Source organism: Trichocoleus sp. FACHB-90 (genome assembly GCF_014695505.1).
GTDB lineage: Bacteria > Cyanobacteriota > Cyanobacteriia > Cyanobacteriales > FACHB-T130 > Funiculus > Funiculus sociatus.
Window position 1 is genome coordinate 88,063 of the sequence record NZ_JACJOK010000020.1, and the last position, 21,534, is coordinate 109,596.

19 protein-coding genes and 1 pseudogene are annotated in these 21,534 nt (G+C 46.0%); 13 read left to right on the plus strand and 7 right to left on the minus strand.

Annotated elements, in window-relative coordinates; genetic code table 11:
- Positions 1–44 precede the first annotated feature (44 nt).
- The 10 genes and pseudogenes from H6F74_RS06050 to H6F74_RS30875 form a co-directional block, all read left to right on the plus strand.
- Positions 45–1,178 carry a citrate synthase gene (locus tag H6F74_RS06050; RefSeq protein WP_190437764.1) on the plus strand — a complete coding sequence of 378 codons (1,134 nt, stop codon included), beginning with the start codon at positions 45–47 and terminating at the stop codon, positions 1,176–1,178.
- An 884-nt stretch (positions 1,179–2,062) separates the two neighbouring features.
- Complete coding sequence (locus H6F74_RS06055; RefSeq protein ID WP_190437767.1) at positions 2,063–2,908, plus strand: Rpn family recombination-promoting nuclease/putative transposase; 846 nt, start codon at positions 2,063–2,065, stop codon at positions 2,906–2,908.
- Positions 2,909–3,155: 247 nt separating this feature from the next.
- Positions 3,156–4,274, plus strand: a complete 1,119-nt coding sequence (nuoH, locus tag H6F74_RS06060; protein WP_190437979.1) for an NADH-quinone oxidoreductase subunit NuoH — start codon at positions 3,156–3,158, stop codon at positions 4,272–4,274.
- Between the two features lie 155 nt (positions 4,275–4,429).
- Positions 4,430–5,011 carry an NAD(P)H-quinone oxidoreductase subunit I gene (ndhI, locus tag H6F74_RS06065; protein ID WP_190437981.1) on the plus strand — a complete coding sequence of 194 codons (582 nt, stop codon included), beginning with the start codon at positions 4,430–4,432 and terminating at the stop codon, positions 5,009–5,011.
- A 96-nt stretch (positions 5,012–5,107) separates the two neighbouring features.
- Positions 5,108–5,740, plus strand: a complete 633-nt coding sequence (locus H6F74_RS06070) for an NADH-quinone oxidoreductase subunit J (RefSeq protein WP_190437770.1) — start codon at positions 5,108–5,110, stop codon at positions 5,738–5,740.
- Positions 5,741–5,761: 21 nt separating this feature from the next.
- Positions 5,762–6,067, plus strand: coding sequence for an NADH-quinone oxidoreductase subunit NuoK (gene nuoK, locus H6F74_RS06075; RefSeq protein ID WP_190427538.1), 306 nt, complete (start codon positions 5,762–5,764; stop codon positions 6,065–6,067).
- A gap of 395 nt (positions 6,068–6,462) precedes the next feature.
- Entirely contained in the window at positions 6,463–7,785 is a 1,323-nt protein-coding gene (locus H6F74_RS06080; protein ID WP_190437773.1) for a 3-isopropylmalate dehydratase large subunit, read from the plus strand.
- Between the two features lie 298 nt (positions 7,786–8,083).
- The gene (locus H6F74_RS06085; RefSeq protein ID WP_190437775.1) at positions 8,084–8,281 is read left to right on the plus strand and encodes a hypothetical protein; all 198 of its coding nucleotides are present in this window, start codon (positions 8,084–8,086) and stop codon (positions 8,279–8,281) included.
- Positions 8,282–8,307: 26 nt separating this feature from the next.
- On the plus strand, positions 8,308–8,559 hold the full coding sequence (locus H6F74_RS06090) for a hypothetical protein (RefSeq protein ID WP_190437778.1): 252 nt from the start codon (positions 8,308–8,310) through the stop codon (positions 8,557–8,559).
- Between the two features lie 127 nt (positions 8,560–8,686).
- Positions 8,687–8,848: pseudogene (locus H6F74_RS30875) on the plus strand (HNH endonuclease); the annotation flags it as partial.
- A gap of 239 nt (positions 8,849–9,087) precedes the next feature.
- Here the strand turns inward: H6F74_RS30875 and H6F74_RS06095 are convergent.
- Positions 9,088–9,420, minus strand: coding sequence for a hypothetical protein (locus tag H6F74_RS06095; RefSeq protein WP_190437781.1), 333 nt, complete (start codon positions 9,418–9,420; stop codon positions 9,088–9,090).
- Between the two features lie 186 nt (positions 9,421–9,606).
- On the opposite strand from H6F74_RS06095, the gene H6F74_RS30410 reads away from it, so the two are divergent.
- Entirely contained in the window at positions 9,607–9,732 is a 126-nt protein-coding gene (locus tag H6F74_RS30410) for a hypothetical protein (RefSeq protein ID WP_277875764.1), read from the plus strand.
- Here the strand turns inward: H6F74_RS30410 and H6F74_RS06100 are convergent.
- The 3 genes from H6F74_RS06100 to H6F74_RS06110 all read right to left on the minus strand — a co-directional run bounded on the left by H6F74_RS06100 (position 9,710) and on the right by H6F74_RS06110 (position 11,712).
- A complete protein-coding gene (locus H6F74_RS06100) occupies positions 9,710–9,889 on the minus strand; it encodes a PCP reductase family protein (RefSeq protein WP_190427366.1) in 180 nt (59 codons plus the stop codon). The genes H6F74_RS30410 and H6F74_RS06100 overlap by 23 nt on opposite strands.
- A gap of 107 nt (positions 9,890–9,996) precedes the next feature.
- On the minus strand, positions 9,997–10,437 hold the full coding sequence (cynS, locus tag H6F74_RS06105) for a cyanase (RefSeq protein ID WP_190437784.1): 441 nt from the start codon (positions 10,435–10,437) through the stop codon (positions 9,997–9,999).
- A gap of 90 nt (positions 10,438–10,527) precedes the next feature.
- Positions 10,528–11,712: an NAD(P)H-quinone oxidoreductase subunit H gene (locus H6F74_RS06110; RefSeq protein WP_190437788.1), complete on the minus strand. Its 1,185-nt coding sequence runs from the start codon at positions 11,710–11,712 to the stop codon at positions 10,528–10,530.
- Positions 11,713–11,966: 254 nt separating this feature from the next.
- Here H6F74_RS06110 and H6F74_RS06115 point away from each other — a divergent pair, with 254 nt between their 5' ends.
- Both H6F74_RS06115 and rsmH read left to right on the plus strand, forming a co-directional pair.
- A complete protein-coding gene (locus H6F74_RS06115; protein ID WP_199300884.1) occupies positions 11,967–13,883 on the plus strand; it encodes a M48 family metallopeptidase in 1,917 nt (638 codons plus the stop codon).
- A gap of 16 nt (positions 13,884–13,899) precedes the next feature.
- On the plus strand, positions 13,900–14,796 hold the full coding sequence (gene rsmH / locus H6F74_RS06120; RefSeq protein ID WP_347269480.1) for a 16S rRNA (cytosine(1402)-N(4))-methyltransferase RsmH: 897 nt from the start codon (positions 13,900–13,902) through the stop codon (positions 14,794–14,796).
- A gap of 325 nt (positions 14,797–15,121) precedes the next feature.
- Here rsmH and H6F74_RS29870 read toward each other — a convergent pair whose 3' ends face one another.
- From H6F74_RS29870 to H6F74_RS06135, 3 genes are all read right to left on the minus strand, one after another.
- Entirely contained in the window at positions 15,122–16,468 is a 1,347-nt protein-coding gene (locus H6F74_RS29870) for an ATP-binding protein (RefSeq protein WP_190437791.1), read from the minus strand.
- A 1,312-nt stretch (positions 16,469–17,780) separates the two neighbouring features.
- The gene (locus H6F74_RS06130; protein ID WP_190437794.1) at positions 17,781–19,643 is read right to left on the minus strand and encodes a CheR family methyltransferase; all 1,863 of its coding nucleotides are present in this window, start codon (positions 19,641–19,643) and stop codon (positions 17,781–17,783) included.
- A 98-nt stretch (positions 19,644–19,741) separates the two neighbouring features.
- Positions 19,742–21,466 (minus strand): chemotaxis protein CheB, encoded by a 1,725-nt coding sequence (locus tag H6F74_RS06135; protein ID WP_190437796.1) that lies wholly within the window; start codon positions 21,464–21,466, stop codon positions 19,742–19,744.
- Positions 21,467–21,534 lie beyond the last annotated feature (68 nt).

A 21,534-nucleotide genomic window follows, 5' to 3' on the forward strand; every position in this document is an offset into this window, starting at 1 on the left:
GTAAGTTACCCTGAAAATGTTTCACTCACCCAACTGGTAGTAACATGACTGTCTGCGAGTATAAACCAGGTCTAGAAGGCATTCCGGCTGCCCAATCCAGCATCAGCTACGTCGATGGTAAACAGGGGATACTGGAATATAGAGGCATTCGTATCGAAGACCTCGCAGAAAAAAGTACGTTTTTGGAAACGTCGTATTTATTAATTTGGGGTGAACTCCCGACAAAGGAAGAACTCGAAGCCTTTGAAAGTGAAATTCGCTACCACAGGCGGATTAAATATCGCATCCGGGACATGATGAAATGCTTCCCCGAAACCGGACACCCGATGGATGCCTTGCAAGCCTCAGCAGCGGCTCTAGGACTGTTTTACTCCCGTCGCGCCTTGGATAACCCAGCTTACATTCGCCAAGCCGTGGTGCGCCTTTTAGCAAAGATTCCGACAATGGTGGCGGCGTTCCAGCTGATGCGGAAAGGTAACGACCCGGTGCGTCCTCGCGACGATCTCGACTACGCTGGCAATTTCCTATATATGCTAAACGAGCGGGAACCCGATCCCTTGGCGGCTAGGATTTTCGATGTCTGTCTGACGCTCCATGCAGAGCATACGATGAATGCTTCCACCTTCTCAGCTAGGGTAACGGCTTCGACTCTGACTGACCCCTACGCGGTGGTAGCCTCAGCTGTGGGAACTCTAGCAGGGCCTCTGCATGGTGGGGCGAATGAAGAAGTCATCACCATGTTAGAAGAAATTGGCTCTGTGGAAAATGTCCGCCCTTGGCTGGATAATTTGCCGCCCAAGTCTAAAATTATGGGCTTTGGTCATCGCGTCTACAAGGTGAAAGATCCGCGAGCAACAATTTTGCAAAGTTTAGCAGAGCAGTTGTTTGAGAAGTTTGGACACGATAAATACTACGACATTGCCGTGGAGTTGGAAAAAGCAGTTGAGGAAAAATTAGGCTCAAAAGGCATCTATCCAAACGTAGATTTTTACTCTGGTTTGGTTTATCGGAAAATGGAAATTCCCACAGATTTGTTTACTCCGGTGTTTGCGATCGCTCGCGTAGCTGGTTGGCTTGCTCACTGGAAAGAACAGCTCGGAGAAAACCGCATCTTCCGTCCTACCCAAATGTACACTGGCGATCGCGGATCTGCCTATATCCCCATCGACCAGCGTTAGTCACAAGTTAAAACAAAAAACTATTTCTCATGTAGAGATGTTTCCTAAAAACGTCTCTACATTTTTCTTGAGGGGTACCGCAATTCTTAATAAGAAAACAAAGATTTAATTCAGGTAAACTCTTGCAAGTATAGCTTTGTAGCTTCTTTCAGATTGGAAATGGCTTCTTCAATCGTTTCCCCTTAGTCCAACAAAGCGATCGCGCTTTTTTATAGACTAGACCAGATGAGCGATCGCTTTTCCTAAAAATAGGGAAAAATGGGGAAGCGATGACGCTTTTTTTACGTATGGGTAAGAAGCGATCGCTCCTTACAAAAACTGAGGTTAAGAGCGATCGCTCTTTTTTGACCCAAACACAATTATATAAGTTTTAGTATTTCTGGTTATCAGTGCTAGCGTGTTATTGCTGACACATAGCTTTATGGAGCAAATCATGGTCAACCGCACCTTTTATTCTTGTATTTACTGTTAAAAACCCTATAATTTAATTATTTTCATTTACGATTACAGGGGGCTGATTGGTATTAGTGTTATAAGCACTTGTATCGGAAATACGGCTTCCATAATCGCCAACTAGATTCCAAACACTTTTAGAGGTGACACGGCTCCCAAACTCACCAACTTGATTGCAAATAGCTCCAGCAGGAATGCAGGCAAATAATGGGACTTGCATCTCCAAGCTTTGCGAATTCCAAAAGATTTGGCTGAGTCATAACAAATAGAGGTGAGAAGCGATAAAAAACTAGCTTCTATTTAAGGATTCCAAGCGCTAATCGATTAATCGCTATTTTTCAGAAGTTTTTGCGTGTTAGCGCTCTCTTCGCATCGCTCTAATTCACGATCACCCAGTAAAGTAAGCAAAGAATCTCAACCCACGCTTACCATTGGATTACGATAATATTTGCAAATATCTGGCAGAACAGTACCCAGCCGAGTTCGTGCGCTGGCTACTCTCAGATGAAGCTACCGAAATTCAGGTACTCAAAACTGAACTTAGCACCGAACCAATTCGCGCCGATTCTCTCACGCTGTTGCAAACTGCCAACCAAATTCTGCACATAGAATTTCAAACCCTGCCAGCATCGGAGCCACCACTACCATTTAGAATGCTCGACTATTGGGTGCGACTGTATCGACAGTATCGCTGTCCCATTGAGCAAGTCGTCATTTTTTTAAAGTCCACCACTTCTGAAGCTGTCTTTACCGAGCAGTTCGCTGCAACTAATACCAGACATAGGTATCGAGTTATCCGCCTGTGGGAGGAAGACCCAGCCCCACTTTTGGCAAACAGTGCCTTGTTGCCATTGGCTACGCTAGCTAGAAGCAACACTCCCAACGCCTTATTGGAGCAGGTCGCAGCCGGGATCGATATGATCGAAGAACCAGAGGAGCGGGGGAATCTCGCTGCTTGTGTCGAGGTGCTGGCTGGTTTGCGGTTTGAAGAAAGTTTAATTCGCCAACTCTTGAGGGAGGAAATTATGCAGGAATCAGTAACTTATCAAGCCATCATCCAAAAGGGAGTGCAACAAGGGTTGCAACAAGGAAAACAAGAAGAGGCGCGATCGCTTGTCCTGCGTCAGCTAACCCGTCGATTTGGTTCTGTTGACCAAGAACTGCAAGAGCAGATTGGGACATTATCCGTCGCGCAGTTGGAGGAGTTGGGCGAGGCGCTGTTAGATTTTCAGACTGCAACGGATTTAGTTGTTTGGTTGGATGAGCATTGCTCATAGCGCACTGGAGCATAAGGAGCAAGCGATCGCACTTTACACATCCATCTGAATGCGATCGCTCGCTGCTCACATACAATCCCTTAACCAAATTGATAAGTAGAATTTCTCATGGGCCACGCTGGGCTGGATACTCTGCAACGATATACTAAACACTGGGGTCGTAAAAAAATCTTCACAATAGAAAAGATAGACAGATTCGACACCCGGTGTCTCGAATCAGCTCAGTAATTACTTAGCGATGGCTTTCATGAACCCAGGCATTGACCTACAAGGAACTTTTATCGAATCCCTCAAGGATTTGGGCATCCCAGCTGGTGCTGCCAAAGCGATTTGGATGCCGCTACCAATGTTTTTGATGATCATTGGTGCCACGGTCGGCGTTTTGGTAGTTGTATGGCTGGAGCGGAAAATTTCTGCTGCCGCTCAGCAGCGCATTGGCCCAGAATTCGCCGGGCCATTGGGCGTTTTACAACCAGTAGCCGATGGTCTGAAGCTGGTTTTTAAAGAGGATATTGTACCAGCCAAGACTGACCGCTTGCTATTCACCCTGGGGCCGATTATCGTCGTTATTCCAGTGTTTTTGTCCTATTTAATTGTGCCATTCGGACAAAACCTGGTAATTGCTAACATAAGCGTAGGGGTCTTTTTGTGGATTGCGCTTTCCAGCATTGCCCCGATTGGCTTGCTGATGTCTGGCTATTCCTCAAACAACAAGTATTCGCTGCTAGGTGGCTTGAGAGCAGCAGCACAGTCAATTAGTTACGAAATTCCGCTAGCGCTGTCCGTATTAGCGATCGCTATGATGTCTAACAGTCTTAGCACCATCGACATCGTAGAACAGCAATCTGGCTACGGCATTTTCAGCTGGAACATTTGGCGACAACCCGTAGGATTCATCATCTTTTGGATTGCAGCCTTAGCAGAATGCGAAAGACTTCCCTTTGACTTGCCAGAAGCAGAAGAAGAATTGGTTGCAGGTTATCAAACCGAATACTCAGGAATGAAATTCGGTTTATTTTACATTGGTTCCTACGTCAACCTCGTTCTCTCCGCCCTACTGGTTGCCATTTTGTATCTAGGCGGCTGGGAATTCCCTATTCCCATTGAGATGTTAGGCAGCTGGCTGGGATTCAATGAAGCGAGTCCCTTGTTGCAGGTAATTGATGCCTCTCTGGGAATCACAATGACTCTGCTGAAAGCTTACTTCCTCATCTTCATTGCCGTTCTACTTCGGTGGACTTTACCTCGCGTTCGCATTGACCAATTGCTTAATTTGGGTTGGAAATTCCTGCTGCCAGTATCGCTGGTAAACCTCCTATTAACCGCAGCGCTAAAACTCGCATTTCCTGGTGCTTTTGGTGGCTAGTCCGATTTTAGATTTTAGATTTTGGATTAGTTGTAACATCCAAAATCATCGGAGTCCCAAAAACTCCGACCTCCGCAAAATCCAAAATCATCGGAGGCCCAGAAACTCCCACCTCCGCAAAATCCAAAATTGGATAGAGAGAGACACGAACAATGTTGAAGTTCCTCAAACAAGTTGGCGATTACGCTAAAGAAACTGTGCAGGCGGCTCGGTATATTGGTCAAGGATTGTCCGTGACTTTCGACCATATGCAGCGCCGTCCAATTACTGTACAGTATCCCTACGAAAAACTCATTCCCTCCGAACGCTTCCGGGGTAGAATTCACTTTGAATTTGATAAGTGTATTTCCTGCGAAGTCTGTGTGCGGGTTTGCCCTATAAATCTGCCAGTGGTGGATTGGGAATTTAACAAGGAAAGCAAAAAGAAACAGCTCAAACATTACAGCATCGACTTCGGAGTTTGTATCTTTTGCGGTAACTGCGTAGAATTCTGTCCGACTAATTGCTTGTCGATGACTGAAGATTACGAGCTTTCCACCTACGACCGTCACGAATTGAATTATGACAACGTGGCACTCGGTCGTCTGCCGTATAAAGTCACGCAAGACCCGATGGTGACACCGCTACGCGAACTAGCCTACCTGCCGAAAGGTGTCATGGAGCCGCACGACCTACCTGCTGGTTCTGTTCGCGCTGGTCAGCGTCCAGAGGAAATTCTGGAACAGATGGAAAAATAAAAGTCAGTGGCTAATTGCTCATGACTAATGGCTAATGGTTTTAATCAATTAGCCATTAGGCACTAGCAATTAGCAATTAGCAAAGGACAAAAAGCAGTGAATCTAGCAGAAGGCGTTCAGATTGTTTCGTTTGGCTTGCTGTCGGTGATGATGATTGGGGCAGCATTAGGAGTAGTGCTGTTTTCTAGTATTGTCTACTCAGCATTTTTGTTGGGCGGAGTATTTATCAGCATTGCTGGTTTATACCTTCTCCTGAATGCAGATTTTGTATCAGCGGCGCAGGTTCTCATCTATGTTGGAGCTGTTAACGTTTTGATTTTGTTCGCCATCATGTTGGTGAACAAGAGGGAGGACTTTACACCCATTCGCAATCGTTGGATTCGTCAAGGTTCAACCGGATTTGTATGTGTCGGTTTGTTTGCGCTTCTGGGAACGATGGTGGTAAGAACTCCTTGGGCTTTATCCAGCTTACCCCATGCTGTTGAAAGTACCATTGTGCAGTTGGGTGAGCATTTTTTCAGCGACTTTTTGCTGCCATTTGAGCTAGTTTCTATACTGTTGTTGATGGCAATGGTGGGCGCAATTATTTTGGCGCGTCGCGAATATATTCCAGAAGAAATAGTCTCCGAACTAGCTCAAACAAAAGCTTTAACTTTGCAAGAACGTCCCCGCGAACTTTTGACGGTAGGCACTGAAAGCACAAAACTCCCCGTAGATACCAATACATAGAAGCAAAGAAAACTCATGCAACTGCAACTTCAGTATTTTCTAATATTAGCCGCTGCCCTTTTCTGCATCGGCATTTATGGCTTGATTACCAGCCGCAACGCAGTGCGGGTGCTGATGTCGATTGAATTGATGCTGAATGCAGTAAACCTGAATTTAATGGGGTTTTCTAATTATCTAGATCCCCAAGAAATTAAAGGTCAGGTTTTTACTGTTTTTGTGATTACAATTGCGGCGGCTGAAGCTGCTGTTGGTTTGGCAATTGTGCTTTCAATTTACCGCAACCGCGAAACGGTGGACATGGAGCAGTTTAATTTGCTCAAGTGGTAAATTATTAGTTATTAGTCATTAGTTATTAGACTAATGGCTAATAGCTTAAATTAAATTGATATAACAGTCCTATTTCATTTGTATAGGAATCTTATTTAAGTTGTTAACGAGTATTCGCCCTGTAGGGACACGGCAGTCCTGTGTCCCTACAGGGTTTCACAAATCATTTAGGATTGCTATAGCAGGATGCCTGTCGTGATGACACCTGCGCTACCTACAAACAAAAAAATCGCAACTCGTTGAGGACGGCGATATAAAATGACATATTTCTAGAAAAAGTTGGCATCATTAAGGAATGCGCTACTCGCTTCCGGCGTATGCGGGAAAGCGCTACTCGCTGCCCTTGAGTGATGGTAAAGCGATCGCTATTAAAGCATCTTTGCAGGAGAATACTTATGGGGATGACCCTCACCGAAAAAATCTTAGCCCGTGCTTCCGGTCGGTCTGTTGTTGAACCGGGAGACAATATCTGGGTAAACGTTGATTTGTTAATGACTCATGACGTTTGCGGCCCCGGTACAATCGGGGTATTCAAGCGGGAATTTGGCGCAGATGCCAAAGTCTGGGACAAAGAAAAAATTGTTTTGATTCCAGACCACTACATTTTTACTGCCGACGAACGCGCTAACCGCAACGTTGATATTCTGCGCGACTTTGCCAAAGAGCAAGACATTAAATATTTCTACGACATCACCGACCGAGCCGACTTTAAAGCTAACCCTGATTACAAAGGTGTTTGCCACATTGCCCTAGCACAAGAAGGTCACACCCGTCCTGGGGAAGTGCTGTTTGGTACCGATTCCCACACCTGCAACGCGGGCGCTTTTGGTCAGTTCGCCACTGGTATCGGCAACACGGACGCTGGTTTCATTATGGGTACCGGCAAGCTGCTGATTAAAGTCCCAGCGACGATGCGCTTTGTCTTTGATGGCGACATACCGAATTACCTGTTGGCGAAAGACCTGATATTGCAAATCATTGGAGATATTGGGGTTGCTGGAGCCACCTATCGGGCGCTGGAATTTTCCGGTAGTACCATCGACGGTCTTTCGATGGAAGACCGAATGACGCTGTGTAATATGGCGATTGAGGCGGGTGGCAAAAATGGCACTGTCGCCCCGGATGAGACGACCTTTGAGTACGTCCGCGCCCGGACTAACAAACCCTTTGAGCCAGTTTATACGGATGCTGACGCTCGTTTCTACTCGGATCGGCATTATGATGTCTCCAAGTTAGAGCCAGTTGTCGCTAAGCCCCATTCTCCAGATAATCGTGCTTTGGCACGGGAATGCCGGGATGTCAAGATTGACCGAGTTTATATCGGTTCTTGCACTGGCGGCAAAACCTCAGATTTTATGTACGCTGCCCGCATTCTTAAGGGACAGCAGGTGAAGGTTCCTACTTATCTAGTACCAGCAACGCAGAAAGTCTACGAAGATTTGTTCACCCAGAAGTACGAAGGGCAAACTCTGTCTGAGATTTTCTTGGCGGCTGGTTGCATTGAGCCTGCGGCACCTTCTTGCGCCGCTTGTTTGGGTGGCCCCAAGGATACTTTCGGGCGTCTGAATGAGCCGGAAATTTGCGTTTCTACGACTAACCGCAATTTCCCCGGTCGGATGGGGAATAAAGAGGCGGGGATTTATTTAGCTTCGCCTTATACTGCTGCGGCTTCGGCGTTGACTGGATATGTAACCGACCCCCGCGAATTTCTGAGTTAAAAATGCGCTCGGTACGCAGAGGAAAATTTAAAGTTTTCTTTGCGTACCGATAGCGTTTTGGTTGGCGTTATGAGAGCGTTTAAAAACTTTTTAATATATATACTTTAGCCAAGGCTGTCGATGAGATCGATATAATTTTGCCAACGGCGAAAAATTCTTTTGACACGTTTCCAATTCACTCCCAGAAATTGTCTTCCTCCGACGCAGGTAGCAAAAATACCTGGCGATTGGAAATCGCGGCTACACAAACCAAGTCCGCCTACGCGGACTTAATTCAGCGTGGGTCGGCAGGCTTTGTTTGTGGAGCATCGATTCCAGTCTGTGGGCGATTTGCTTGTTCTTGGAAAGCGCGATCGCTTCCCCAAAATACAATTTGTCGCGAAGGAAGCGATCGCGCTTTTTCTGCTTGAAAGGTGGACGCGATCGCTCTCTTAATGACCCAGATGAGAAAGTTCGCGAGTTCGCCATTGAGAAACTAAAAGAATTAGATAAGTAAAATTAGAGAAAAATGGAGATAAACTCATGACCGCTGTAAAGACAACCAAAGTCTATGACGAAATTATTGACTTCATTGCTGCTGGAACGACTCCTCTAAGTGTTGTTAATTTTCGACTATTAGAAGCAGCACAAGAACGTTTAGAAGACTTGGTTTATAAACACAAAGCCGGAGAACTTACACCAGATGAAAAGCGGGAATTAGACCATTTCCTGACGCTAGAACATATAATGATCCTAGCAAAAGCACGGGCTTATAAGTATATTAAAGCTGAGTAAGTATTTAAAGTGAAAAGGGCGAATTCTATTCGCATCTAGACAGACTAAACCCGCCTATGCGGGTTTCAAAAGTCCGCGAAGGCGGACTTTGTTTGTATAGCCGCGATTTACAATCGCCAGGTATATTTTTCGACTAGATGACAATGCGATTCAACCGCTGACAGATATTGGCGAAGTAACTGCACGAATTCTAGATTTTAACAACGATGAGCGCATTCTAGAACGACAAGAATTAATAGTAGTTGGTAAGTACCCGTCTGCATCTGCCCTAAGACGGATTAATAAGTAAGTTTACTGAGTTTAAAATAGTGCGACTTGAGCGATCGCATCCGTTTCTCTGCGTATTACTGGCGCGATCGCTTCACAGTAACTTTATAATTAGGCGGAAATATACCGATATTTGTAAATATTTAGTAAAGATGTACTCGGAAGGGTGGCAGCTTTACTTAAAGATTACCTAAAGTTAAATTGAGTGTATACGTATATTTGCGTAATAACCTCGGTTTCGTCCAGAAGACGAGTATTGTACTAAAGTAACGGAACACCTATGAACCTGCGGACTATATCAAAAGAAGCATACAAAAGAAAGTATTTACTCTTAAGCGTTCTAAGTCTGTCTGTCGTTGCAGGTATCTCTTCTTTTGTCAGTTTTACATTAATTTCCCAGCGCAATTCCCGACCAGATTTCGTGCAGCAAGCTTCCTCTAAGGAGACTGGCACGAAAAAGAGTTCTTCAAGCAAGAAGAACAAAGCTAAAAAAAATACAAATAAGTCGAAACTCTTTACAATGGAGCCAAGTTTTACAACTACTCCCCAGTCTACAACTTTGCCACCTGCGTCAATAGCTAGACCTACCGCCACTTTGCCGACTAAGTATCCCTCGGCACCTGGTACAACAACGAATTATGGAGGGTTGATAACCACACCCTCGACTACCTTACCAAGCGCGTATCCCATCGCCCCTAGTACGACAAATAATAGTGGGACGATAGGTACACTGAACATAACAACCAGCCGTAGCGGTTATTAGATGGGCTATGGGGCTGAGTGCTACGATTTTTTGTAGGGCAAAAACTTGCCAGAGATGATAATTACGCGATCGCTATCTCAACTGAACATAAAACGATCGCCCCTAAACTTTACGCCGCTGCTACTGCCCAAACTGTTGTTTAGCTTGCTGATAAACTTCCGCTGTTATTAATTTTTGCCCTGCTTCTTGGGCAAATTTTTCGATTTTTTTCCTAGCAGCAGGACGGACAAAAAAGGGAATTTCTTTCAGCTTGGCTTCGGCTTCGGGTGTCCACTCTACCGCATTAGGTTGATTCGCCACAGTTATCTCCAAAAAAATATTTAACACAGGAGTTCAACAGGTAAGCGATCGCTCTTTCCAGCGTCTCATCAAGAACGCGATCGCCTTTCCCCAACCCTAGCAACGAGTTACCACTTTTTGTAGGGCAAAAACTTGCCAGACATGATGACTTTTACGCGATCGCCTTTGGGATCTTCTTCCTTCTCCACATCCAAGGTAAAATCAATTGCGCTCATAATGCCATCACCAAACTTTTCGTGAATGACGCTTTTGATTGGCATTCCGTAAACCTGCATTATTTCATAAAATCGATAAATCAAAGGATCAGTAGGAACAACTGGCCCCAAGCCTTTTAGAGGACTTTCTGTTAATTCTTTAGCATAAACTGGGTTAACATCTAATGCAGAAACCAGCTTATTCGCCTCTTCCTCAGAAGCACTAGCTTGACGGTAGATCACCGCTGCAATCCATACCTCGTCACGTCCCAATATTTTTTCTAAATCGCCAAAGCTTAGTTTCTTATTTTTTTTCGCATCTAAGAGTGTCTGAGTAATTTCTGGAACTTGCATTATCAACTCCTCACCCATTGTTTATCTAAGCTAGACATGAAAAATGAAAAAGGCAAAAGTGATTTTTTCCTTTTGCCTTTTTCATTTTCTTTATCGATCCACTGAACCCATGATGATATCGATACTGCCCAAAATTGTCACGATATCAGCCACCTTCACACCCTTAATGATGTGAGGTAGGATTTGCACGTTAACAAAATCGGGAGTGCGAATCTTCCAACGCCAGGGGAAAACGTTATCATCCCCAATCAAGAAAATTCCCAGTTCACCTTTGCCACACTCGACGCGGACATAGTGTTCGCCTTTGGGAATCTTGAAGGTAGGGGAGATTTTCTTACCGATGTACTGGTAATCAAAATCGTTCCACTCAGATTTTGCCCCTTCTGCCATCCGCTTAGCTTCCAAGTTTTCGTAAGGGCCACCAGGAAGTCCCTTAAGGGCTTGGCGAAGAATCTTCACAGATTCGCGCATCTCCCGAATCCGCACTAAGTAACGGGCAAAACAATCCCCAGCAGTTTCCCACTGCACATCCCAGTCGAAATCGTCGTAACATTCGTAGTGGTCAACTTTCCGCAAATCCCACTTCACCCCGGAAGCGCGCAGCATGGGGCCAGAAAGTCCCCAGTTAATCGCTTCTTCGCGGTTGATAGTGCCAACGCCCTCAACCCGACGGCGGAAAATGGGGTTGTCGGTAATCAAGCGTTCGTATTCGTCAACTTTCGGGTAAAAGTAGTCGCAGAAGTCTTGGCACTTGTCAACCCAGCCGTAAGGCAAATCAACAGCAACTCCTCCAATGCGGAAGTAGTTGTTGTTCACCATCCGATAACCCGAAGCGGCTTCCCACAGGTCATAAATCAACTCCCGTTCCCGGAAAATGTAAAAGAAGGGAGTCTGTGCGCCAACGTCAGCCATGAACGGGCCAAGCCACAGCAAGTGGTTAGCGATGCGGTTCAGTTCTAGCATGATGACGCGGATGTAGCTGGCGCGTTTGGGAACCGCGATATCAGCCAGCTTTTCTGGGGCGTTGACGGTGATAGCCTCGTTAAACATTCCTTCGGCGTAGTCCCAGCGACTAACGTAAGGAACGTACATGATGTTGGTGCGGTTTTCGGCAATTTTTTCCATGCCGCGATGCAGGTAGCCGATTACAGGTTCGCAATCTACGACATCCTCGCCGTCTAGGGTGACGATTAGTCGCATCACTCCGTGCATGGAGGGATGGTGCGGCCCCATGTTCAGCACCATCGGTTCAGTTCTAGTCTCTAGCTTTGCCATATATCAGCAATTCCCTTGATGAAAATTTGGGCAGCCGCATCTCAATCACAAAACACGTCAAAATTGCCTCGGCGGGCATCTGTACGGTTTACTACTGAGTGTTTATTTTTGTTGCACTTACTTAATTATATGGAGCTTTGACCGCAGGATGCGCTTAAAGTCGAGCTGCTTTCAACCAAGGATAATTCGGGCAAAACCTTGTGGAAATTGCCTGGTTATTGGGAACTCTAAATAAAAGAGTTGGATGAATTCTAATGAATCAAGAGCAGTTCGATGCGCTGGTTAAGCGTCTGGAGGGTTTTGCCCGCAAGCAACCAGCAAGCTACAAGTTCCGCGTCGGTCTTCTAGCTGCCTTGGGCTATGCCTATATTTTCTTGGTTTTGGCAGGGCTATTGGCAATCTTTGGATTAGTTTTACTGGCACTAATCTACAGCAGGCACGTTAGTAGCGCTCTGATCAAAGTCGGCATTGTGGTACTTGTTCCAGTGTTCATTGTTCTAAAATCCCTGTGGGTGCGGTTCCCGCCGCCGACAGGCTTAGAACTGACTCCGCAAGAGGTTCCCGACCTGTTTGCTTTAATTAACGAACTAACATCTGCCTTGCAAGCACCTCGATTTCACCGCATTTTGTTGACTGAGGAATTCAATGCAGGTGTCCGTCAAGTACCGCGTTTGGGGATATTTGGATGGCAGCAAAACTATCTGCTTATAGGGCTACCTTTGATGCAAGCCCTTTCGCCGGAGCAGTTTCGCGCTGTACTTGCTCACGAGTTCGGACATTTGTCAGGAAACCATAATCGCTTCAGTGCCTGGATTTATCGCATCCAAGAAACTTATTATCAGATGTTGGAAAGATTGCGGCACAGCGGACATGATGGTTCTTCCGTGCTTTTCGATCGCTTTTTTAACTGGTATGCTCCCTTTTTCAGCGCTTATTCCTTTGTTTTGAGACGAACAAATGAATACGAGGCGGATCGTTGTGCAGCAGAATTGGCTGGGGCGCAAAATATAGCTGAGGCGCTGATTAATATAAAAGTCAAAGATATATTTTTGCAGAGTTCTTTTTGGCCAAGTATTTATAAGCAGGTAGAGCGTCAGGTAGAACCACCAATGGCAACTTTTACCTCGATGTTTAGTGCTTTGGGTACTGGTGTTAATTCTGAAGATGCGAGTACATGGATTGACCAAGTTCTAGCAGAAAAAACCAGTAATGTTGATACTCACCCGTGCCTATCGGATCGACTCTCGGCTTTAGGATATCTTCCTTTGGCGGGGCAGCAAATACTGCTGCCAGCACCTGTGCAGTTGAGTGCGGCCCAGAAATTTCTGGGTAAGGCTTTGAGCCATTTGACAGCCCATTTTGACCGCACTTGGCAGGAGGAAATGGCTACTCCTTGGCGGCAAAGATACGCTTATGCTCAGGAAGCGCAAAAAACTCTGCAAACTCTAGATGAAAAAGCCCGGAACGGGTCGTTAACTGCGGAGGAAGCGTGGAATCGCGCTTGCTGGACGGCAGAGTTTAAGGGACATGAGGTAGCGATCGCGTTGTTTCAAGAAATACTCTCTACTGAACCAAATCATCCGGCGGCTAACTATGCCTTGGGACAGATATTATTAAAACAAAATGATGCTCATGGCATCATTTACATCGAAAAAGCGATCGCAGGCGAGCCAGATAATATCATCCCAGGCTGCGAGTTAATTTACTATTTCCTGAAGCAACAAGGAGAAATAGAAAAAGCTAAGGTTTATCAGCAGCGTATCGAGAAACACTATGACCTAATTTCGCGAGCAAGGCAAGAGCGGTCTTTTGTCAGCGAAAAAGATGAATTTCAAACGCACAATGTGCCAGCTTCAACCGTTCAACACTTGTGCCAGCATTTATCTAATTATCCTCAAGTGCAAGAAGCTTACTTGGTGCGGAAAGTAGTTCAATACTTTCCAGAAAAGCCGTTTTATATTCTAGGTGTGACGCTGCATCGAAATTGGTGGAAAGTGTATACTTCAGAACAGGACAATGATTTTTTTAGGAATCTGACATCAGAAATGGAGTTTCCCGGTTCTTTATATGTGCTTGTTCTGAACAATGTTACTAATGAGCAGGTAGGTTCCAACAAGAAACTAGGAAAAATATTCTCCAAAATAGAGGAAGCGTCTATTTATCGCAGTTAGATTTTGAGTAACAGATGTGAATGAATTGAATGTGACAAATCAAACAGAAGCACCGAAATTTTATCATGTTCCTGTTTTGAGTCGGGAGTTAATTGAGGGGTTGGCAATCCGTCCAGGGGGACACTATTTAGATGCAACTGTGGGGGGTGGCGGTCACAGTCGATTAATTCTGGAAGCTGCACCGGATACTCAGGTGACGGCTATTGACCAAGATCAGCAAGCGATCGCATCCGCCAAAACCCAACTCGCCCAGTATAGCGATCGCATCCACTTCTGGCATGGCAATTTTTCTGAGTATCAGCCGAATAATCTCACTTTTGATGGTATAATAGCCGACTTGGGTGTTAGCTCGGCTCAGTTCGATGTACCAGAGCGAGGCTTTAGTTTTCGCCACGAAGCCGAGTTAGATATGCGGATGAACAGGGAGCGATCGCTTACAGCAGCTGAGGCGATCAATCACTGGGAAGAATCGAAACTGGCAGATATCTTCTTTAAATACGGGGAAGAACGCCTATCTAGACGAATTGCCAGGGCAATTGTGGAAAAACGCCCGTTTCAGACGACAACACAGTTAGCGGAAGCGATCGCTTACAGCGTTCCCAAAGCATACCGCTACGGCAGAATTCACCCAGCTACTCGCGTCTTTCAAGCTTTGCGAATTGTGGTTAACGATGAATTAACCGCACTGGAAACCTTGATAAATAAAGCACCCACCTGGTTAAAACCAGAAGGCAGAATTGGGATTATCAGTTTTCATAGTTTAGAAGACCGACTGGTGAAGCACGGGCTGCGGGGAACGTCAATCTTACGGGTGTTGACGAAAAAGCCGATTATACCACAAGAAGATGAAATAGGAAATAATCCGCGATCGCGTTCAGCTAAGCTGCGAATAGCAGAACGAAAGGAGCCTTGATATATCGTAGGGCGTGATATCTGTGACAGATACACGGATAGGGGTATGGCAATGCCCATTAGTGTCAACTTAAGCCCTGGCGAATGGAATTCGCGCCTACAAAAACGAAGTCCGGATGGTGCGCGGACTAACGCGCTCTGATCAAGGTTCTTTTAACCCGCGCAGGCGGGTTTTGTTTATGTAGCTGCGGTTACCCTACGGGAAGCCGCTATCGCGTCTACAACCGCCAAGCTAACGTTAAATTGACAGCGATAGGCATTGCCATGCCCCTACAGGCAATTGATATGTTGTATTTTTTTTAATTGGTATTATTAATTGCTAACTTTCAACTTATAACTTCTAACTCCACAGGAATTTGTCTTGGCAACTCCACCTGAAAAGTGGAGCCTTCCCCCAACTGACTCTCTACCTTAATCTTTCCCTGCATCATCCGAACCAAGCGATCGCTAATCGCCAGCCCCAAACCAGTACCACCCCTGTCGCGTGTTAGACTCTGATTGATTTGGCGAAATTCTTGAAAAATGTGCTGTAAGTCGGACGGATCAATGCCAATCCCCGTGTCTTTAACAGCGATCGCTACTCGGTTATCAGACAATTCCTGCGCCTCCAGCAAGATGCTACCAGAGTCAGTAAACTTAATCGCGTTGGAGATGAGATTAACTAAAATCTGCCTCAAACGGGCTTTGTCATTGACAACACAAGGGTTATCCAGACAACATTGAATATTCAGTTCCAACTGCTTCTGCTCTGCCAAACACTGGAGTTCTTCAACGGTTTCCTTCACCAGTCCGACTAAGTTAAATTCTGCTAAGTCGAGATCCAGCCGTCCAGCCTCCAGCTTAGAGAAATCTAGAATCTCCTCGATCATCTTCAGCAGGTGCTTACCACTGTTAAGAATGCGCTCCACCATATTTGCTTGATTTGAGGGCAAGTTATGGTTACGCTGGCGCAGCAGCAATTGGGAAAAGCCAATAATCGCGTTCATTGGAGTACGCAGTTCGTGGGACATCAACGCCAAAAACTGCGATTTCAACCGAGAAGCTTCTTGAAGTTGGAGATTTTGCAGATGATAGGCGCGAATTTTTTCTTCAGCTTCCTTGCGGGCGGTGATGTCGCGCATCATCCAGCGCAGGGAGATAACCTTGTCTTGGCGATCGCGCACACTGGCGACAGTCAGAGCAGCATGAAAGCAGTTGTCATGACGCGGTTTCACAACCACCTCCCACTCACGCTCCGACGAGCCGACTTCGCGCAGCCGCAGAAGTTTGGTACGAAAAGCGCGTCGTTCTTCCTGGGAGATAAAGATGATTAACGGCTTGCCCATTAAATAATTGTGCGCGATACCGAGCAAATCAGCGGCGGCGCGATTGGCTTCCCGAATTGTCCCATCAGCATCAGTCACCAGGTAGCCATCGGGCGCGAACTCGAACAACTCCTGATAGCGCTGGCGTTCCGCTTCCACTGTTTCCCGCGCTGATTGCAGTTCCTCATTTTGCTGGCGCAGTTCCTCTTCAGCGACGCGCAGTTCTTCCAACGAGGTGCGGAGTTCTTCGAGAGAGTCCGCCAGCAGTGCTGGATACTCTATTACATGGGATTCCCCAGCTCGCTGATATAAGCTACCAGCGCGGTTATACACCTTCTTCATTTGCTGGGTAAATTCGTTGGTGTTCATTTTGGGAACTAGAGGTTGTTTTTAAAAGTAAAGGGTAAAAAAGGATTCTTCAATTTTTCTTGTCTTGCTCCCAGGTTTGGGAAATAAAACTATTTTTTTTTGTTTTCGGCCCTTTTGGCTTTTCTCTTCCTATAGAGAGATTTCCTAGAGAGAGATTAATTGTTGCGATCGCTTGTGCTTACGCGCTGGCGGAACATCACTAACCCAGATGTATTGGTTTGAATAGGGTTTCTCTTAGATTAGGTGAATATACTATACGCCCCTACAGCTTTAAAGTAATCCACAATTTGGTGATTATTACAATAACCCAGCTTTATTAAGGCCTTTCTGGGATTTGGCTGGCCCTCGTCCCCATCCACGATCCTTATTCAAACGGGATTTTACTGTTTCTGGAAAGCAATGTCGGAAAAAATTCCTTTTCAGCCACCAGTCATTGAACGGGGTAGTAACAAAATTATGCTTTTCATGTTAAAGCCTTTTTGAGATTTTACACGACCAATGTGTTTTAAGTTTCTTTTTACTTTCTCAGAAAAGCCCTTGTTTATTAGGCCTCTTGCCAAACTCAGCCGAAAACTTTACTTCTCGGCTTATAGCTTCAGCTATCTCACGATTCCTGGGTAAATGTTTCAAACTGTTAAAACGGGTTTAAGTTTTTAGCTTGAAATTTATTTCCAGGCTCATCAATCCAAGAAGTTTATTTTTTTGTTAAGAATTTCGCCATTTGTTACTTTCCTATGTAATTACGTAATTTGAAATTGGTATATCCTTATAGACATAAGATTTACAAACTTAGGATGTTTATCACTCCCCTATCAGGCTGAAACTAACTAGCTCTTAAGTTATATACAAGATTTCCCCTAAGAGGATGTCCCAGAAGTGTCAAAAGTTAGTTTGATCCCCCCCAGCCTCCCTTAAAAAGGGGGGAGAATCAAGTCTTAATCCCTACCGTGTATACACAAGTCTTCTAGCGCTGTCCTATAACGTTTTGATCCCCCCTAGCCCCCGCGCTAACGCGCCGCTGCGCTAGAAAAAAGGGGGGGGAGAATCAAGTCTTAGTCCCTACCGTGTATACACAAGTCTTCTAGCGCTGTCCTATAACGTTTTGATCCCCCCTAGCCCCCCTTTTTAAGGGGGGAACCGGATTCAAAGTCCCCCTTTTTAAGGGGGATTTAGGGGGATCTCCAAGGATTTCGGTTCTGTACAGAAATCTGTATACACCGTAGCTTTTTAAGGGGGATCTCCACGGGTGTATCCCAGTTTTGCAAAAATACTAGGTGATTGGAAGTCTGTGGGCGATTTATTCAGACATCCTCTAAGAAGCCTCTAGCGCCTCTTGCTCCTCCATCACCAAAATCACTCCCTGAATTTCTCGTCGGGAGTTAACCAGTGGCGTGCAGGTAACTTTACACGCGATCGCCTTACCGCGCCGATTGATAGCATTTGCTATCACTTCTTGATAATCACTTTCCCCAGACAAACATCTGCGGATAGATTGTTTAAGTTGCTCTACAGGTAAGCCAATATCCAGATTCAGAAAGTGCTGTCCCTGAACTTCATCGACTCGCAGTCCCCACAAATCTTCCGCTTTGTGGTTCCAAATCTGGATGTACAAATCTTGATTCACCACCACAACGCCGCCTCGCAGACTGGTAAAGATAGCCTCTAAAAAGGCGTTTACTTCGTTGAGTTCTTCGGTGCGGCGGCGCATTTCATCGTTGAGAGCTTGCAATTCCTCGTTAGTCGATTGCAATTCCTCATTCATTGTTTCTAATTCTTCATTAGAAGATTGCAGTTCTTCGTTAGTTGTTTCTAATTCTTCATTAGAAGATTGCAGTTCTTCGTTAGTCGTTTCTAACTCTTCATTTGTAGACTGGAGTTCTTCATAAGCCATCTCCAGTTCTTGGCTAGAGTGCTGTAAGTCGTCTTGCAGCCGTTTATAGCGGCTGACATCCGTAAAAGAAATCGCAACGCCCAGGATATTGCCGCTCATCTCTACCAGGGGTGACACTACCAGCTCTAGATAGATTAATTCACCGGATAAACTTCTCCATTCAACCTCTTTGATGTGAACCGGACGGTGATCTGTATAAGCTTGCTCGATGCAGGAACGCAACTCTACCGGACGATAAGAAATTTCTAAATCTTGCAAGGGACGACCGAGATCCCCAGGCTGCAAGCCAAACATGGCTCTGGCTCGTTCATTTACTTGCGTCAGGAAGCCATTGACATTTACCACTATCTGTGGAACTACAGAGTTATCAAAGGCGGCTTCTCGGATGCGTGTATTACTGCCGATCTTGTTCACTTTCTGGTCTTTATCAGTGTTTGCCATGAATGATAAGCGATCGCGCATACCTATCTTAGGTACTGTTCTAAAAACTCGTAGCTTCAAATCTACAGGTGTAAAGCGATGAGCCTGAGTAACCAACATCTCAGCTTTCCCCAAAAACAGAAAGCCGCCCTCTCGCAGGGCAAAGTGAAAGCGGTTGAAAATTTTGGCTTGAGTTTCGACATTGAAATAGATCAGGGCGTTGCGGCACACCAGCAAGTCAACGCGGGAGATGGGAGCATCGATAGTTAAGTTGTTCTGCCCAAAAATCAGGTTACGACGTAGATCCTTACGGAAGCTGTAGCCGCGTTCGCATCGCTCGAAATACTTATCGAGCATTTCTGGGGAAAGGCTCTCCACTTGCTCAAGAGTGTAAGTAGCTTTGCGGGCTTCGGAGAGTGCGTCTTCGTCTAACTCAGTGGCGTAAATTTTCACTCGTGCTTTGAACTGTTCCACCCCCAGCGCCTCAGCCAGTACCATTGCCAGGGTATAAGCTTCTTCTCCGGAGGCACAGGCAGCACTCCAGATGCGGATCGGTTCGTTAGCTTCTTTGTTGGCAGCGATGAGGGGAACGATTTTTTCGCCGATGTAATCCCAGGCTTCGCGATCGCGAAAGAAGCAAGTAACGTTAATTAATAGGGTGTTGAATAGGGGAATAAATTCTTCTGCATTTACTTGCAAGTAGTCTAAATAATCGTTGTAGGTTTCTATCCCTACAGTTTGCATTCTTTTGTTTACCCGACGCATCAAGCTAGAACGCTTATAACCTGTGAAGTCAAAACCACGGTTGTTTTTTAGGTACTCTAATAACGCTTCAAATTCAGGATCAATATTTTGCCGATTCATTACCAGGAAAATTTTAATTTTTGCTTGTTTGTCAGTAGCTAATGGCTAATAAGCCATTTGAACAATTAGCTATTAGCTAACGACATTATTATTAAAGACTATGAATAACGACTATCCATCATCAGATTTAACAAAGTAGTAGCGATTTTATCTAATGGGAGAATCCAATCGATACAGCCTGTATCAATGGCGTTTTCTGGCATCCCGAAACTATCTGAAGATGTTTGATCCTGCGCGATCGTTTTGCCTCCCATCTTTTTGATTGCCTTGATACCGCTGGCACCATCGAAACCTTTGCCAGTCAGGATGACGGCGATCGCTTGTTCTTTAAAACTAGCTGCTACTGACTCAAATAGCAGATCGGCTGAGGGGCGCGCAAAGTTTACCAATTCGGTTTTTGATAAGGAGATGGTAGCGTCTGTGTTAACCAGCAGATGATGATTGGGAGGAGCGATGTAGACTTCTCCGGGACGCAATTGATCTCCCTCTTGTGACTGCTTAACCGCCAGAGTTGTGCGCTTATCCAAGATTTCAGATAGTAGGCTAGCACGGTGGGGTTCTAGGTGCTGCACTATTACGATCGCTGCCGGAAAGTTTTCCGGTAAGGCAGACAGAAGCGTAGTTAAGGCTTTCATCCCTCCAGCAGAGGATGCGATCGCCACTATGGGGAATGGGGACTGGGGGCTGGGGACTGGGGATTGGGGGCTGGGGACTGGGGACTGGGGATTGGGGACTGGGGATTGGGGAATTGTTACTCTCCCACTCTCTCCCTCTTGCCCGTTTTTGTTGTTTACTCTCCCATCCTGCCCATTTTCCACTTCCTCCCCATCTCCATCTTTAAGGCCTTTTAACAGCACTTCCCGGATAACGGCGGCGTTTTGCTGTGCCTCCTCTTCCTGCTGTGCAAAGCGTTCAGCTGACCTGGTTTGGTTGCGATCGTGTGCGCCTTTAAACATCTTATGGGCAAGAGCCGCCCGCTCCTCCAGCGCTCGAAGTCCGCTCCACAGTGCGGTTTCTAGCGTCTCTGATTGCTCCGCTAGGAGAGTTTCCCCAGAAAAGGCGTGACCTGTGCGACACCGGAAGCGGATCACTTTTCCGTCACCCAGTTCCCACAATGCGCCGCCGCAATCTGGACAGCCAAAACCAGAGGGTGTCCCTGGTCTTTCATATTTTGAGTGAGCAGCCATATCTAATTCCACCAAATCGGTTTCTATTTCCATCTCAGCAGATGCAGAATCTGCTTGTTTTTCTTGCACTTGCTCTTGAGCCAAGCGTACTAAGAAGGGAGCGATCGCATTCAAAGGCAAAATATGATCTACATCTACATTCTCGATAGCGCTGCGCGGCATACCCCTGAACAGGGCCTCGTCGGGATTTTGAACAATTGCCATACCGCCTCGGCTTTTCACCGCTGCTAAACCAGCAGTACCGTCGTCAAGATTTCCTGACAGCACCACACCAATTACTCGCCGCCCGTAGTGCTGCGCCGCCGTGCGAAACAGAGGATCGACTGCTGGTCTGTGACCGTTCTCTTTGGGCCCACGCGCTACCTGGACGCATCCACGTTTGACCAGTAGGTGATAATTTGGCGGTGCTACGTATATCTTCCCGTGCTGAATTGGCGCTCCGTCTTCGGGGTGCCAGGCTCTCAAGGTGCCGCAACGGTTCAGGATATCTGGCATCAAGCTGGTGCCTTGGGCTGGAACGTGAAGAACTATAAAAATTGCAGCTGGCAGATCACTCGGCAAAGCCTTGACCAGCTTTGACAGAGCTTCTACTCCACCTGCGGAGGCACCAATAACAATTATGTCGTGACCGGGCATTTAACTCCTAATTACTTTTGTGAAAACAGCTTTTTATGTCTAGTGGAAGATGCTTTTTTAGAGATAAA

What these genes read in the sequence shown, in the direction of transcription:
- H6F74_RS06080 (WP_190437773.1), top strand. Translation starts at nt 6,463, where the DNA reads ATGGGGATGACCCTCACCGAAAAAATCTTAGCCCGTGCTTCCGGTCGG.
- H6F74_RS06050 (WP_190437764.1), top strand. Translation starts at nt 45, where the DNA reads ATGACTGTCTGCGAGTATAAACCAGGTCTAGAAGGCATTCCGGCTGCC.
- H6F74_RS06110 (WP_190437788.1), bottom strand. Translation starts at nt 11,712, where the DNA reads ATGGCAAAGCTAGAGACTAGAACTGAACCGATGGTGCTGAACATGGGG.
- H6F74_RS06130 (WP_190437794.1), bottom strand. Translation starts at nt 19,643, where the DNA reads ATGAATCGGCAAAATATTGATCCTGAATTTGAAGCGTTATTAGAGTAC.
- H6F74_RS29870 (WP_190437791.1), bottom strand. Translation starts at nt 16,468, where the DNA reads ATGAACACCAACGAATTTACCCAGCAAATGAAGAAGGTGTATAACCGC.
- cynS (WP_190437784.1), bottom strand. Translation starts at nt 10,437, where the DNA reads ATGCAAGTTCCAGAAATTACTCAGACACTCTTAGATGCGAAAAAAAAT.
- H6F74_RS06090 (WP_190437778.1), top strand. Translation starts at nt 8,308, where the DNA reads ATGACCGCTGTAAAGACAACCAAAGTCTATGACGAAATTATTGACTTC.
- nuoH (WP_190437979.1), top strand. Translation starts at nt 3,156, where the DNA reads ATGAACCCAGGCATTGACCTACAAGGAACTTTTATCGAATCCCTCAAG.
- H6F74_RS06135 (WP_190437796.1), bottom strand. Translation starts at nt 21,466, where the DNA reads ATGCCCGGTCACGACATAATTGTTATTGGTGCCTCCGCAGGTGGAGTA.
- H6F74_RS06115 (WP_199300884.1), top strand. Translation starts at nt 11,967, where the DNA reads ATGAATCAAGAGCAGTTCGATGCGCTGGTTAAGCGTCTGGAGGGTTTT.